10 protein-coding genes are annotated in these 14,358 nt (G+C 67.8%); 3 read left to right on the top strand and 7 right to left on the bottom strand.

Features of this window, described 5'->3' with window-relative positions; genetic code table 11:
* Positions 1-40 precede the first annotated feature (40 nt).
* The 7 genes from gyrA to dnaA form a co-directional block, all read right to left on the bottom strand.
* Positions 41-3,181: an intein-containing DNA gyrase subunit A gene (gene gyrA, locus BM150_RS06495; RefSeq protein ID WP_092925152.1), complete on the bottom strand. Its 3,141-nt coding sequence runs from the start codon at positions 3,179-3,181 to the stop codon at positions 41-43.
* 118 nt (positions 3,182-3,299) lie between these two features.
* Complete coding sequence (gyrB, locus tag BM150_RS06490) at positions 3,300-5,273, bottom strand: DNA topoisomerase (ATP-hydrolyzing) subunit B (protein WP_092925150.1); 1,974 nt, start codon at positions 5,271-5,273, stop codon at positions 3,300-3,302.
* A gap of 501 nt (positions 5,274-5,774) precedes the next feature.
* Complete coding sequence (locus BM150_RS06485) at positions 5,775-6,524, bottom strand: DciA family protein (RefSeq protein WP_245755310.1); 750 nt, start codon at positions 6,522-6,524, stop codon at positions 5,775-5,777.
* A complete protein-coding gene (recF, locus tag BM150_RS06480; RefSeq protein WP_092925148.1) occupies positions 6,514-7,689 on the bottom strand; it encodes a DNA replication/repair protein RecF in 1,176 nt (391 codons plus the stop codon). The genes BM150_RS06485 and recF overlap by 11 nt, the downstream gene beginning before the upstream one ends.
* 72 nt (positions 7,690-7,761) lie before the next feature.
* Positions 7,762-8,652 carry a phosphogluconate dehydrogenase (NAD(+)-dependent, decarboxylating) gene (gene gnd / locus BM150_RS06475; protein ID WP_092925147.1) on the bottom strand — a complete coding sequence of 297 codons (891 nt, stop codon included), beginning with the start codon at positions 8,650-8,652 and terminating at the stop codon, positions 7,762-7,764.
* Positions 8,653-8,773: 121 nt separating this feature from the next.
* Entirely contained in the window at positions 8,774-9,895 is a 1,122-nt protein-coding gene (gene dnaN / locus BM150_RS06470) for a DNA polymerase III subunit beta (protein ID WP_092925145.1), read from the bottom strand.
* A gap of 1,030 nt (positions 9,896-10,925) precedes the next feature.
* Complete coding sequence (dnaA, locus tag BM150_RS06465; RefSeq protein WP_092925143.1) at positions 10,926-12,815, bottom strand: chromosomal replication initiator protein DnaA; 1,890 nt, start codon at positions 12,813-12,815, stop codon at positions 10,926-10,928.
* A gap of 564 nt (positions 12,816-13,379) precedes the next feature.
* On the opposite strand from dnaA, the gene rpmH reads away from it, so the two are divergent.
* Genes rpmH through yidD form a run of 3 tightly spaced genes read left to right on the top strand, consistent with a single transcriptional unit; the run spans position 13,380 to position 14,356 of the window.
* Positions 13,380-13,523, top strand: coding sequence for a 50S ribosomal protein L34 (gene rpmH, locus BM150_RS06460; protein ID WP_092627947.1), 144 nt, complete (start codon positions 13,380-13,382; stop codon positions 13,521-13,523).
* A 12-nt stretch (positions 13,524-13,535) separates the two neighbouring features.
* Positions 13,536-14,033 carry a ribonuclease P protein component gene (gene rnpA / locus BM150_RS06455; protein ID WP_092925141.1) on the top strand — a complete coding sequence of 166 codons (498 nt, stop codon included), beginning with the start codon at positions 13,536-13,538 and terminating at the stop codon, positions 14,031-14,033.
* Complete coding sequence (gene yidD, locus BM150_RS06450; protein WP_092925139.1) at positions 14,033-14,356, top strand: membrane protein insertion efficiency factor YidD; 324 nt, start codon at positions 14,033-14,035, stop codon at positions 14,354-14,356. The genes rnpA and yidD overlap by 1 nt, the downstream gene beginning before the upstream one ends.
* Positions 14,357-14,358: the final 2 nt, after the last annotated feature.

The following is a 14,358-nucleotide window of genomic DNA, read 5'->3' as shown; positions in this document are numbered from 1 at the left end:
CACTGATCGTCGGCTGCCTACCACGCGGGGTGCCCCGCGCCTACTTTCGTTGCTCCGGGCCGGCTGCGTCCGGATCGGCGGCTTCATCGGCGTTGCGCGCGATGGCCACCAGCGAGTTCCCCTCACCCAGATCCATCAGGCGCACCCCCTTCGTCTGCCTACCGGCCTTGCGCACCTCCTTGGCGGTGGTGCGAATGACCCCGCCCGTGGAGGTGATCGCGTAGAGCTCATCCTCCAGTTCGGCGATGAGCGCTGCCACTAGCCTGCCACGTTTCTGGTCGTGCTGAATGGTCAACACGCCCTTGCCGCCGCGTCCCTGCACCGGGTACTCGTCGATGGGCGTGCGTTTGGCGTACCCGCCCTGGGTCGCGACCAGCACGTAACGGTCCTCGTGGCAGACGCCCATGGCCAACAGCTCGTCACCGGAGTTGAACCGCATCCCCAACACGCCGGAGGTGGCACGTCCCATCGGACGCAGCACCTCGTCACTGGCGTTGAATCGGATGGACTGCCCCTCGGCCGAGACCAGCAGCAGGTCGTCCTCCGGCGAGCAGAGCACGGCACCGACCAGCTCGTCGCCGTCCTTGAGGTTGACGCCGATCAGCCCACCGGAGCGGTTGGAGTCGAAGTCGGTGAGCTTGGACTTCTTGACCAGCCCGTTCTTGGTGGCCAGCACCAGGTACGGGGAGACGGTGTAGTCCTTGATCTGCATCACCTGGGCGATGTGCTCGTCCGGCTGGAACGCGAGCAGGTTCGCCACGTGCTGGCCGCGGGCGGTGCGGTTCGCCTCCGGCAGCTCGTAGGCCTTGGCACGGTAGACCCGCCCCTTGTTGGTGAAGAACAGGATCCAGTCGTGCGTGGAGCACACGAAGAAGTGCGAGACGATGTCGTCCTGCTTCAGCGCGGCGCCCTGCACACCCTTGCCACCGCGCTTCTGGGCCCGGTAGAGATCGGTCCGGGTCCGCTTGGCGTAACCGGTTCGGGTGATGGTCACCACCACGTCCTCGTCCGCGATGAGGTCCTCCATGGAAACCTCGCCCTCGTACGGGACGATCCTGGTGCGCCGCTCCTCGCCGTGCTTGTGCACGATCTCCATCAGCTCGTCGCGCACGATCAGGCGCTGCCGCTCCGGCTTGACCAGGATGTCGTTGAGATCGGCGATCTGCGCCTCGATCTCGGCCAGCTCGTCCAGCAGCTTCTGCCGCTCCAGCGCGGCCAGCTTGCGCAGCTGCATGTCCAGGATCGCGGTGGCCTGGTCCTCGTCGATGCCGAGCAGCTCGATCAGCCCGGAACGGGCGTCGTCCACGGTCGACGAACCGCGGATCAGGTTGATGACCGCGTCCAACTGGTCCAGCGCCAGCGTCAACCCGCGCAGGATGTGGGCACGCCGTTCGGCGCGCTGCAGGCGGTGCCTGGTGCGCCGCACGATCACGTCGATCTGGTGCCGCACGTAGTAGCGGATCACCTGGTCCAGCCGCAGGGTGCGGGGCACGCCGTCGACCAGCGCCAGCATGTTGACGCCGAAGGTGGTCTGCAGCTGGGTGTGCTTGTAGAGGTTGTTGAGCACGACCTTGGGGATCGCGTCCCGCTTGAGCGTGACCACGATGCGCATCCCGCGCCGACTGTTGGACTCGTCGGCGATGTCGGTGATCCCCGAGATCTTGCCCTCACGATGCATCGTGGCGATGTTCTCGATCAGGTTGTCCGGGTTGACCTGGTACGGAAGCTCGGTGACCACCAGCGAGGTGCGCCCCTTGGCGTCCTCCTCCACGTCGACCACCGCGCGCATCCGGAGCGAGCCGCGGCCCGTGCGGTAGGCGTCGGCGATCGCGTTGGTGCCCATGATCATCGCGTGGGTCGGGAAGTCCGGCCCCTTGATGCGCTCGATCATGGCTTCGAGCAGCTCGTCGTCGGTGGCCTCGGGGTTGTCCAGCGCCCAGACCACGCCGTCGGCGACCTCGCGGAGGTTGTGCGGCGGGATGTTGGTCGCCATCCCCACCGCGATGCCGCCACCGCCGTTGACCAGCAGGTTGGGGATGCGCGAGGGCAGGACGTCCGGCTCCTGCGTGCGACCGTCGTAGTTGTCCGAGAACTCGACGGTGTCCTCTTCGATCTCGGCCAGCATGCTCATCGCCAGCGGCGCCAGCCGGGATTCGGTGTTGTGACTGACGAACCCGTTGGTGACGAAGGAGTGATCGTCACTGTCCACCCGGAGGCTGTAGACCGGCTGGGGTCCGACGTCGGTGACCGATTCGACCTCGGCGTAGTAGAACCTGCCGTCCACCAGGGGTTCGACAACGTCGAGAACCTCGGGGTCGGTGATCCGGCTCGTGATCTCGGCACGATCCGTTTCCCAGCGCTCGATGCGGTCCACGTTGTGCCGCCGCAGCCAGTCGCGCTCCGTCCAGCGTTCGGCGCCACGCTCCCTGATGTAGTCGGCGACGTACGGCACGTGGTCGTCCTCACCCTGCGAAAGTTCGCTCCGCTGCATGACGACGTGGTCGCCGGGGCCGATCTCCTCCAGCAGCTTCCACAGCAGGGTCGGAACGCCGAGCACCTTCGTAAGGCACAGCACCGGATGGTTGTACGTTCCGGTCAGCTCGTAGCCGCCCTTGGTGCGCAGCCTGAGAGTCGGGTGCTCACCCGAGTGGAAGAGCTTCTCGGCACGTACCGGATCGCCGGAACGTCCGAGCACCTTGAGATCGATGTCGTTGTCGCTGTTCGGCCGCGCGTCCGGCACGATGTCGCCGATGCGCGCCGACGAACCGTCGGCCAGTTTCACCAGGGTGTCACCGGTTACGCAGTAGCGCATGGCGGCGGCCGGATCGTTGCCGGGCGAGCCGAAGTTGCCCTGGCCGTCGATGAGCACGTTGCGCATCGACCACGGCTGGGCCATCCGCACCAGGGTGTCGTAGATCGCGGAGTCGCCGTGCGGGTGGTAGTTACCCATCACGTCGCCGACCACGCGGGAGCACTTCACGTAGGAGCGGTCGGGCCGGAACCCGGAGTCGTACATCGCGTACAGCACCCTGCGGTGCACCGGTTTGAGCCCGTCGCGCACGTCGGGCAGCGCCCGCGCCACGATGACGCTCATGGCGTAGTCGATGTAGGAGTTCTGCATCTCCTGCTGGAGATCGACCGGTTCGACTCGGCCACCCTCCGGGGGCAAGGTCTCGGTCATACCGTCCTTCTCTTCGCTGGGTTGGCGGTCGCGGTTCGCCCGGTGGCCCCGTCAGGTACGCGGCCACGGCCACGCCGGGCGATCTCGCGGGGTCGTGGGGATTCGGCGCGGGCGCCGATCAGACGTCGAGCAGTCGGACGCCCTTGGCGTTGCGGGTGATGAAGGAGCGGCGCGCTTCCACGTCCTCGCCCATCAACACGCTGAACAGCTCGTCGGCCGTGGCCGCGTCGTCCAGGCTGACCTGCATCAGCACGCGGTTGTCGGGATCCATGGTGGTCTCCCAGAGCTCGGGGGCGTTCATCTCGCCCAGCCCCTTGTACCGCTGGATGCCCTCCTCCTTGGGCAGCTTGCGCCCCTCCTCGGCGCCCTGCTGCAGCACCGCGTCGCGCTCGCGGTCGCTGTAGACGTACTGCGGCTGCGAACGCGGCCACTTGATCTTGTACAGCGGCGGGCTGGCCAGGTAGACGTGCCCGTTCTCGATCAGCGGCCGCATGAACCGGAACAGCAGCGTGAGCAGCAGCGTGCGGATGTGCTGCCCGTCCACGTCGGCGTCGGCCATCAGCACGATCTTGCTGTAGCGCAGCTTGGACAGGTCGAACTCGTCGTGGATGCCGGTGCCCAGAGCGGTGATGATCGACTGGACCTCGTTGTTCTTGAGGACCTTGTCGATCCGCGACTTCTCCACGTTGATGATCTTGCCCCGGATGGGCAGGATCGCCTGGTAGCGGGACTCCCTGCCCTCCTTGGCGGAGCCGCCCGCCGAGTCGCCCTCGACGATGTAGAGCTCGCACTCGTCGGGGTTGTTGGACTGGCAGTCCTTGAGCTTGCCGGGCAGCCCGCCGATGTCCATCGCCGACTTGCGCCGCACCAGGTCCTTGGCCTTGCGGGCGGCGACCCTGGCCTGCGCGGAGGAGACGGCCTTGTTGATGATGTTCTTGGCGTCGGCGGGGTTGCGCTCGAACCAGTCGTTGAGCCACTCGAACGCGGTGGTCTGCACGAAGGACTTGACCTCGGTGTTGCCCAGCTTGGTCTTGGTCTGGCCCTCGAACTGCGGTTCGGAGACCTTGACCGAGATGATCGCCGCGAGCCCCTCGCGGACGTCGTCGCCGGTCAGGCTGCCGTCCTTGTCCTTGAGGAGCTTCTTCTCCTTGGCGTAGGAGTTGACGACCCTGGTCAGCGCCGAGCGGAAGCCCTCCTCGTGAGTGCCGCCCTCGTGGGTGTTGATCGTGTTGGCGAAGGTGTAGACCGACTGGTTGAACCCCTCGTTCCACTGCATCGCGATCTCGACCTCGTGCCCCTCACCGGCGGCGCTGAAGCTCACGATCTTCTTGTGGATGGGGTCCTTGGTGTGGTTGATGTGCGCGACGAAGTCCTCCAGACCACCCGGGTAGTGGAACACCCGTTCGGCGGCGCGGGCGGACTCGCCGGAGGCGTCCTCACCCGAGCTGTCCTCGGCGGCGGCGCGCTCGTCCCGCAGCACGATGCGCAGTCCCTTGTTGAGGAATGCCATCTCCTGCAGCCGCCTGGCGATGGTCTCGGCGTCGAACCGCGTGGTCTCGAAGATCTCCGGATCGGCCCAGAAAGTGATGCTGGTACCGGTCTCTCCGGTGCGTTCGCCCCGTTCCGGGGACGAGACGGGTTTGGAGTCCTCGTAGCGCTGCCGCCACACGTGGCCGTCGCGGTGCACCTCGGCCTCGAGTCCGGTGGACAACGCGTTGACGACCGAGACGCCGACGCCGTGCAGCCCGCCGGAGACCGCATAGCTGTCGCCGCCGAACTTGCCGCCCGCGTGCAGCATCGTCAGCACGACTTCCAGCGTGGGTTTCTTCTCCACGGGGTGCTCGTCCACCGGGATACCGCGCCCGTCGTCGGTTACGCGGACGCCGCCGTCGGCGAGCAGTGTGACGGTGACCTCGCTGGCATGGCCTGCCATCGCCTCGTCCACCGAGTTGTCCACAACCTCCTGCACAAGATGGTGCAGGCCGCGCTCACCGGTCGAGCCGATGTACATGCCGGGACGCTTGCGGACTGCCTCAAGGCCCTCGAGAACGGTGATGGATGAAGCGCTGTATTCGTTCTTCTTCGCTGTCACGGGCCTCGGAGTCTCCTAGAGCCGAATCGCTTGAGTCTGCGGCCCGCACGGCGGGATCGGCGAAGCCGCCCCGCGGGCCGGGGCCGGTACGACCCCACCGCCGTCCGGTACTGGAACGCCACGACACCGACGAACGAACCGGACCCACCGCCATTCTACTGGTCGGCCCTGTCAGAAAGCCGCCAAGGACACCTCTGACTTGCTCACAGAGCCACCAAAACGGATCAGGACACCTTTAAAGGGCGGCGAACACGACATGGGGATTCTGACTTGTAGCCTGCCGTTCGGTACAACCCGGGTGCCCGAACCGCACGAACCTCACCTGAAAGCGGGACGATCCCGACTCCGCCAACCCGGTTCCGCCCGGTTCTCGGTGGTGCCTCACCGAATCCCGGTCCCCATTCGAGGAGCACCGTCCCCGACATTCCTTCCCGCCGGTGGTTCCCACCGATCCCCGAGGCGCCCCACGCGCCGGACACGCGCCGCCATCCCGCGAAGGGCTCACCCGTAGGTGTCGCGCGGTCCCCTCCCGGAGATGTGCCGGGGCCCGTGCCGCCAGCTGGGCGCCGCCGGACCGGACACCTTGATCCGCCGCACCACCCGGCTGCCGAGGCCGTCCGCGATCCGCTGCACGAGCTGGCGCTGCAACAACCGCAGCTCGGTGGCCCACGCCGTGGACTCCGCCCGCAGCGTGAGCACCCCCTCGCTCAGCTCGACCGGTTCGCTGTGCGCCGCGATCTCCTCCCCCACGAGTTCCGCCCAGCGCCCGAACAACTGGCCGCCGGTCAACCGCTCGGACCATCCCCTGGCGTCGACGACCCGCCGGAGGAGCCGCCCCAGCTCTTGCGGATCCCGGTCGTCGGCGTCGGGGCCGGACCAACCACGGCTGCGCCGAGTGCGGCCGGTCGGGCGTGCGCCCCGGCCACGGGGGCGTGCTTTGGACTTCTCGCGTGCCGCCTGCAACGCCGCGCGGGCCAGGTCCGAACCCGTCGTTCGCTCACCCGCCGCCCCAACCGGTTCGGGTCCCGTGGCCCGACGATCGGCAGATGTGGTGTCGCGGGAGCTCGACGCACCCTTCGAGTTGTCCACACTGTCCACAGTTCGATCCCCAACCGTGACCCCGTGCTCCGAGTCGGCACCGCCGGGTGAGGCGGGGGCCCCGCCCGGGGCCGGTCGTGCCGGACGCCAGGACGCGAACAACGCGTCGCGCTCGGCCGCGGACCTGGGGCGTCCTCCGAACTCATTCGGCACGCCGCACCTCCCCCTCGCGCACGTCGAACCGAACCCCCGACAGTTCGGCGGGAACGTCCTCTGCCACGGCCGCGGTCACCAGTACCTGTTCCGCCCCGGCCACCGACCGGGCCAACCGGGCGCGGCGCCGCGCGTCCAGCTCCGCGAAGACGTCGTCCAGGAGCAGCACGGGTTCGGCACCATCCTCGGACAGTAGGTGATACGAGGCCAGTCGCAACGCGAGCGCGAACGACCAGGACTCGCCGTGACTGGCATACCCCTTGGCCGGAGCCTGCCCCAGCACCAGCTCCAGGTCGTCGCGGTGCGGCCCCGACAGCGACACACCGCGCTCCAGCTCCTGCTGCCTGGACTCGCCGAGCCGCGTCAGCAGGGCGGACTCGATCGTGACGGGATCGGCCCGTGTGCCGTGCGGGGTGCCGTAGTCCTCGGGCAGCCCCGGCACGCTGCCGCGGTAGGCCAGCTCGGCCACCCGGGACGCGGGCCCCTCCTCCGGTTGCGACCCGTCAGCGGCGACCTCGGCGTAGCAACGCGTGACGTGCGGCATCAGGTCGGCGACCAGGTCCAACCTGCCCGCCAGGAGATCGGCGCCGTACTTGGCGAGGTGACCGTCCCAGACCTCGAGGGTGCGCAGGTCGGCCGGATCGGCGCCGCGCGCCGCGCCCGCCGACTTCAGCAGTGCGCTGCGCTGCTTGAGCACCTTCTCGTAGTCGGAACGCACCCCGGCGTAGCGCGGGGATCGGGCCACCAGCAGCTCGTCCAGGAAATCCCGCCGCTGACCTGGGTCACCCCGCACCAGCGCCAGGTCCTCCGGGGCGAACAGCACGGTGCGCAGGATGCCGAGGACGTCGCGCGGTTTCGTGGCCGAGCCGCGGTTGATCCGCGCGCGATTGGCCCGCCCCGGGGCGATCTCCAGTTCGACGAGCAGTTCCCTGTCCTGGTTCACCACTGCCGCACGCACCACCGCGCGCTGGGCACCGTGCCTGATCAGCGGGGCGTCGTTGGGCACGCGGTGCGAACCGAGGGTGGCCACGTAGCCGAGCGCCTCGACCAGGTTCGTCTTGCCCTGACCGTTGGCGCCGACCAGCGCCGTCGGCCCGGCGTCCAGCGGAAGGTCCACGTGCTGCCAGGACCGGAAATCGGTGAGTTGCAGGTGGCGTACGTACACGACGGTCCTAGGGGCGAGGAGGCACGAACCGGGTGGGGACGTGGTGACAGCGGCGCGGCCACCACCAGCGGCTCACTCGCCGTCGCTGGACTGCACCGCGTGACCGCCGAACTGGTTGCGCAACGCGGCCACCGCCTTCATGGCGGGTGAGTCGTCCTGCCGGGAAGCGAACCTGGCGAACAGCGCGGCGGTGATCGCCGGGGTGGGTACCGCGTGGTTGATGGATTCCTCGACGGTCCAGCGGCCCTCACCGGAGTCGGTGACATAGCCCTGCAACTGTTCCAGCTCCGGATCCTGCTCCATGGCGCGGACCAGCAGGTCCAGCAGCCAGGAACGCACCACGGTACCGTGGCTCCAGGCCTTGATCGTGCCCGCGACATCGGTGACCAGGTCCGATGCGGCGAGCAGTTCGAAGCCCTCGGCGTACGCCTGCATCAGGCCGTACTCGATGCCGTTGTGCACCATCTTGGCGTAGTGGCCCGCACCGACCGGGCCCGCGTGCACGAAGCCCTTGGCCCGCTCACCGGCGGGGCGCAGCGTGTCGAAGATCGGCATTGCGCGTTGCACGTCGGCGGTCTCGCCACCCGCCATCAAGCCGTAGCCGTTGTCGGCACCCCAGACTCCGCCGGAAACGCCCACATCGACGTAGGAGATTCCGGACTCGGCCAGCAACGCCGCGTTGTCCCGGTCGTCGGTGTAGCGCGAGTTGCCGCCCTCGATCACGAGATCGCCCGGTTCGAGCAGTCCGGCGAGCTCCCGGACGGTGCTGCTGGTTGGCTCGCCGTGCGGAACCATGACCCACACGGTGCGCGGCGCGGTGAGCTCGGCCACCATGGCGGTGATCGAGGACGCGTCGGCGACCTGCTGGTCACGGTCGTAGCCCACGACCTCGTGGCCGTCCGCGCGCAGCCGCTCGCGCATGTTGTAGCCCATCTTGCCGAGACCGACCAGACCCAGTTGCACCGAAACTCCCTTTCACACACTTCGCTGGCCTCGCCCCGGCGGATCACACCGGGGCGGGGTCACAGCAACGTCGTCGCAGCCGACGTCGCACCGCGTTGGGCCGCGTGAACGTGCTGCGTTTTCAGCCCGGCATCCGAACCGGCATGAGCAGGTACAAATACCCGGGAAGCACCTCGCCGTCCTCACCCGCCGGTTTGATCACGGCGGGACGGCTGGAAGTCGTGAAGAGCATGCGGGCCCGGTCCGCCTTGAGCGCGGACAACCCGTCCTGCAGGTAGCTCGGGTTGAAAGCGATGGTCAGCGGCTCGCCCTCGAACTCGACCGGGAGTTCCTCCTCGGCGCTTCCCTCGTCGTCACCGCCCGCGGTCAGGCGCAGCGCGTTCTCGGAGAACTCCAACCGCACCTGGGTGCCGCGCTCGGCGACCAGCGAGACACGCTTGATCGCGTCGGCGAGCGTCCCCACGTCGACCACGGCGGAGGTGGAGTACTCGTCGGGCAGCAGCTTGCGGTAGGGCGGGAACTCGGCGTCCAGCAGCCTGGTCGTGCTGCGGCGGGTGGTTCCGGACAGGCCGAGCAGCCCGTCGGAGGAGGCCAGCGAGAGTTCCACGGTGGTGCCCGCGCCGCCCAGCGTCTTGGCCGACTCGGACAGGGTGCGTGCGGGAACCAGCACCTCGGTGTCCTCGACGGACTCGGTGGGTTGCCAGGTGAGCTCGCGCATCGCGAGCCGGAACCGGTCGGTGGCGACCAGGGTCAGCTGATCGTTGTTGATCTCGATCCGCACGCCGGTGAGCATGGGCAGCGTCTCGTCCTTGCCCGCGGCCACGGCGACCTGGGCCACCGCCGAGCTGAACGAGTCGCCCTGCACGGAACCGGCGAGTTCGGGCATCCGCGGCAGCTGTGGGTAGTCCTCCACGGGCATGGTGGGGAGGCTGAAGCGGGAGCTGCCGCAGGTGATGCTCACCCGGGAGCCGTCGACGGTGATCTCGACTGGGCGCTGCGGCAGCGCCTTGGTGATGTCGGCGAGCAGCCTGCCGGATACCAGCGTCCTGCCACCGGTCTCCACCTCGGCGTCCACACCGACCTGCGCCGAGACCTCGTAGTCGAAACCGGAGATGGTCAGCTTGCCCTCGTCGGCATCCAGCAGCATCCCACCCAGCACCGGTACCGGCGGGCGTGAGGGCAGGCTACGAGCGACCCAGGCGACAGCATCGGCGAGACCGTCACGTTCCAGACGGATCTTCATGAGTGTCCTTTCGGTTCCGGTTCCACGACGTCTCGGTCGTGGAGAGCCTGGTCGAACGGGATGCGGGTGTGCTGTGCACCGCGAACCGAAGCGGGTACGGCGAATCGTGCTTCGAGCCCCCACCCAGCGCGGCGGAACCGCGGCGGCTCTCAAGCCCGATGGGTCTCCCACGGTAGAGCGTGCGCTCTGCGCCCATGACGTGGGTCCGGGGTTTCTCGGCTAGTCGAGCCCGGAGCTCCCGAGAAATTGATCTTGACTCGCGGCCCTACTTCGTTTCCCCTTGTCTTTAAGAGAAAAACCAAACAACGCAGGCGTAGTAGGGGCTGTGGACATTGGGGACAACCCGGTTTTTCGCTGCTGAGCGACCCTACCTGGCTGTGGAGAATCCTGTGGGCAACTTGGGGATGAATAAGCCTCAGTGTGGATCGATTTGTCCACAAGTCGAGTTGTCCACAGTTGTGGCATGTTGATCCACAGTCGATCCCCAAGATTTTCGCAGGTTGTCCCCAGTGCTTGTGGATATGCCATGATCGCTCGATCAGGTTGTGGATAAATCTGTGGACATCCTGTGGGCAACTTGAGGGTAGCTGTGGGCAAGTTCCCCGCTGTTGTGTACAGCCTGTGAGGCGATCGGGCGCTGTTCCAGCTCATCCTTGGGGATCCCGAAAGCTGTGCACAACCCCACTTCCGAGTGACTTTCAGCGGGGTTCAGATGTGGAAATTCACATTTGTGTGATCTTTGCCCACCCTGGGCACGCAACGTGATCAAGGTTGTGCACACTCCCGTTTTGCGCGATTTATCCGATTCGTCGGGCGAGGTGTCCCGGAGGCATCGGACCGCTCGGTCACGGCGGAGGGCGGCGTCAATTTCCCACGAAATCGCCGCGCCGCGGGTTCTCGCGTGCGGCTCTCGCGAGGAAGACCCGACGTTGTGTAGACCGCTACCCGAAGTCGGGCCTACCCGCAGCGAGAGCCGTGCCAGAGGCTCCGCCACCCGCGCCGCTACGCGGCCCGAGCCGACGAAACCCGCTCAGAGGAACGAGGCCTGCTGCTTGATCCTGGCGGTGAGTTCCTGCACGTGGTCGTAGACCCGGCGTCGCTCGGCCATCGCCTTGCGGATCTTCTTGTCGGCGTGCATCACCGTCGTGTGGTCCCGTCCACCGAAGCTCTGGCCGATCTTGGGCAGTGAGGAGTCGGTGAGTTCGCGGCAGAGGTACATGGCGATCTGCCTCGCCTGGGCGAGCGCCTTGGTCTTGCCCGGGCCGCACAGATCGTCCACCGTCACGCCGAAGAACTCGGCGGTCATGGACATGATGGTCTGCGTGCTGATCTCCGGGGGCTGGGCGTCGTCCGGAATCAGATCGCGCAGCACGATCTCGGCGAGCTGCACGTCCACCGGCTGTTGGTTCAGCGATGCGAACGCGGTCACCCGGATCAGCGCGCCCTCCAGCTCCCGGATGTTGCGCTCGATGCGTGCCGCGATGAACTCCAGCACCTCCGCGGGCGCGGCCAGCCGGTCCTGCGCCGCCTTCTTCCGCAGGATCGCGATGCGGGTCTCCAGTTCGGGGGGCTGGATATCGGTGATCAGTCCCCACTCGAACCGGGTGCGCAGCCGGTCCTCCAGTGTGTGCAGGCTCTTCGGCGGCCGGTCGGAGGAAACCACGATCTGCTTGTTCGAGTTGTGCAGCGTGTTGAAGGTGTGGAAGAACTCCTCCTGGGTTCCCTCCTTGCCCTCCAGGAACTGCACGTCGTCCACCAGCAGCACGTCCACGTCCCGGTAACGCCGCTGGAAGGCCACCTGCCGGTCGTCCCGCAGCGAGTTGATGAAGTCGTTGGTGAACTCCTCGGTGGAGACGTAGCGCACCCGCATTCCCGGGAAGAGCCGCTGGGTGTAGTGGCCGACCGCGTGCAGCAGGTGGGTTTTGCCCAATCCGGACTCCCCCCATATGAACAGCGGGTTGTAGGCGCGCGCCGGTGCCTCCGCCCCGGCGACGGCGGCCGCGTGCGCGAACCTGTTGGAGGAACCGATCACGAAGGTGTCGAAGGTGTACTTCGCGTTCAACCGGGTCTGGGAGGTGGGGGGACCGTTCTTGGGAGCCGTGTAGGGCTGTCCCTGCTGCTGCTCCGGTTTGTTGTCGCCGCCGAAGGTCGGCCAGATCTCGTTGGCCGCCCGCAGGGCCTCCCCCTCCTCGTCCTCCTCGGGCTCGGAGTCGCTCTCACCGTCGGTGTGCTGTTCGCCGGCCCGGTACTGCGGACCGAACGGCAGGGGGGTCATGCCCTGCCACGAGTAGTCCGAACCCGTACTCCCGGGGCGGTGCTGCTCCGGCGGGGCCGGGGGGAGCGCCCCGCTGATCGAACCCGTGTGCGCGGTGTTGCCGTAGTCCTCGGTCTCGTGCGTGGTTTGGGGGCGTTGCCGGTGCTCGCTCGGCCTGCCGTGCCATCCCTGCGCCTCGTCCGTGGGGATGTAGCCCACCGGCCCGTTCCCCGGTGTGGCGCCGTAGCCGGTTTCGTAGGGCAGCTCGACCTGACCGAACTGCCACCGGCCCTCGTCGACGGGCTCCGGGTCGGGGTCCGGATCGGCATCGACCGAACCGGGGACGTCCTCCCCGTCCTCCTCGCCCATGGACTGTGGGGTGACGGGGCGCGTCGGGGCGGGAACGGCGGTGTCCACTTTCACGGCCAGCGAGATCTCTCTGCCGAGCCTGCGCGAGAGCGCGTCGGTTATCGGGTCCCGCAGGGCGCGCTCGATGGCCTCTTTCGCGAAGTCGCTCGGGGCCGCCAGCAGGGCGGTCCCGTCCAGCAGCCCGATGGGACGTGTCACGCGCATCCACGCGCGCTGTTGGGGTGAGAGCGTTCCCGATGACAGCTCGTGCACCACCTCGTCCCAGACCCGGCCGAGATCGGCTTGGTGGTCCGACACCGCTGAGCTCCCCTCCCCTCGTTGCCGTGGGACTCCGGATGCCCCGGTGGCGGGCTCGTGAGTTCCGCTCGGCCGGTTCCGGGTCGAATCACCTGTGTACGACAAGGTGGAAACGAGGTATCCACAGAGTTGTCCACAGCTCTGCCGAAGGTACGACAGAGCCGGAGGCTCGTGACTGTCGGGGGCGTCCGTGGCGCTCCGCCCGCTCTTCGGGGCGGCCTTGATCGAGTACGGAGACCCCGGCACTATCCTGGTCGTGGCGCCGTTCCCCTCGCTGACCGGCACCCCGGCTACGCGGCTCGGCGTTCGAGTAAGTACCCTCGTTGGGTCTCCCGCTGTAATGCGGGCGTTCGACGGTTGTGTCGGTCGCGAAACCCGATCCGGCGCCCAACCTGGTTCGTCCGCACGGGATCGTGCGCGTACGACAGAGTGCGTGCGCCTGCCGCGGATAAAGCTCCAAAGCCGCTTCCGCTTTCCAGCGCGGGGACACTTGACCGAGCCACAGCGGCCATCTTGTGCCTTGTAAGGCGCATGGTTGGCCTGTAGTAACCGGGAGAGCCGACCGTGAGCAAGGGCAAGCGCACCTACCAGCCGAACAACCGCAAACGGGCCAGGACGCATGGCTTCCGGCAGCGGATGCACACCAGGGCCGGCCGCGCCATCGTGACCGCCCGGCGCCGCAGGGGCCGTAAGCGTCTGACCGCCTGATCGGGGCGGGCCGTGCTTCCAGCGGCAGCGCGGCTCAGGCGCAGCCAGGATTTCACCCGGGTCGTACGTCGTGGACGTCGAGCGGGCAGGCCACGGCTCGTGCTGCACGCACTGACGTGCGGGACGGTGGATGCCGAACCGGCCGTGAAGTCCCGGGCTGCCGGCGATGCCGTCGCTGAACCCGACGACGAGAATAAGCGCGGAACATCCGACAGTCCGCCCACCCTGGAAAAGCGGGAGCAACCCAGGGTGGGTTTCGTCGTGAGTAAGGCCGTCGGCAACGCGGTGGTCCGGCACAGGGTGTCGCGACAGCTGCGTCATCTGATGCGTGACCGCATTCCGGTGTTGCCCGCGGGCACAATGGTGGTGGTACGAGCGCTGCCGCCGGCGGCAGCGGCCACCAGTGCGGAACTCGGCCGGGACCTGGACAGGGCCGCTCGCAAGTTGGGCCTGCCGGTTCCGGGTGATCAATCGGACGGTGGTGCCCACTCCACCACGGATCCCGCGTAATGGCAGAGCAAGATCCCGGTTCGTCCGATGACTCGGCAGCGGCTCCCGTGACTCGCCCGGGGCCGATCGCCTGGCTGCTCTCGTTGCCGATCCACGTCTACCGCAAGGTCGTATCACCGATACTTCCGCCCACCTGCCGGTTCTATCCGAGTTGCAGTGCCTATGCCGTGGAGGCGCTGCGGGTCCACGGCGCTCTCAGGGGCGGTTGGCTGACGCTGCGGCGACTGTCGCGCTGTGGTCCCTGGCACCCGGGCGGGATAGATCCGGTTCCGCCGCCCCGTGACACGCGTCGCGCCACAGATCCTTCCACCGGCGAGGAGTAGCC

The organism is Actinopolyspora alba (assembly GCF_900112765.1).
GTDB classification, from domain to species: domain Bacteria; phylum Actinomycetota; class Actinomycetes; order Mycobacteriales; family Pseudonocardiaceae; genus Actinopolyspora; species Actinopolyspora alba.
Note: the sequence above shows the minus strand (reverse complement) of the source record. Positions and strands in the feature narration are given on the sequence as shown.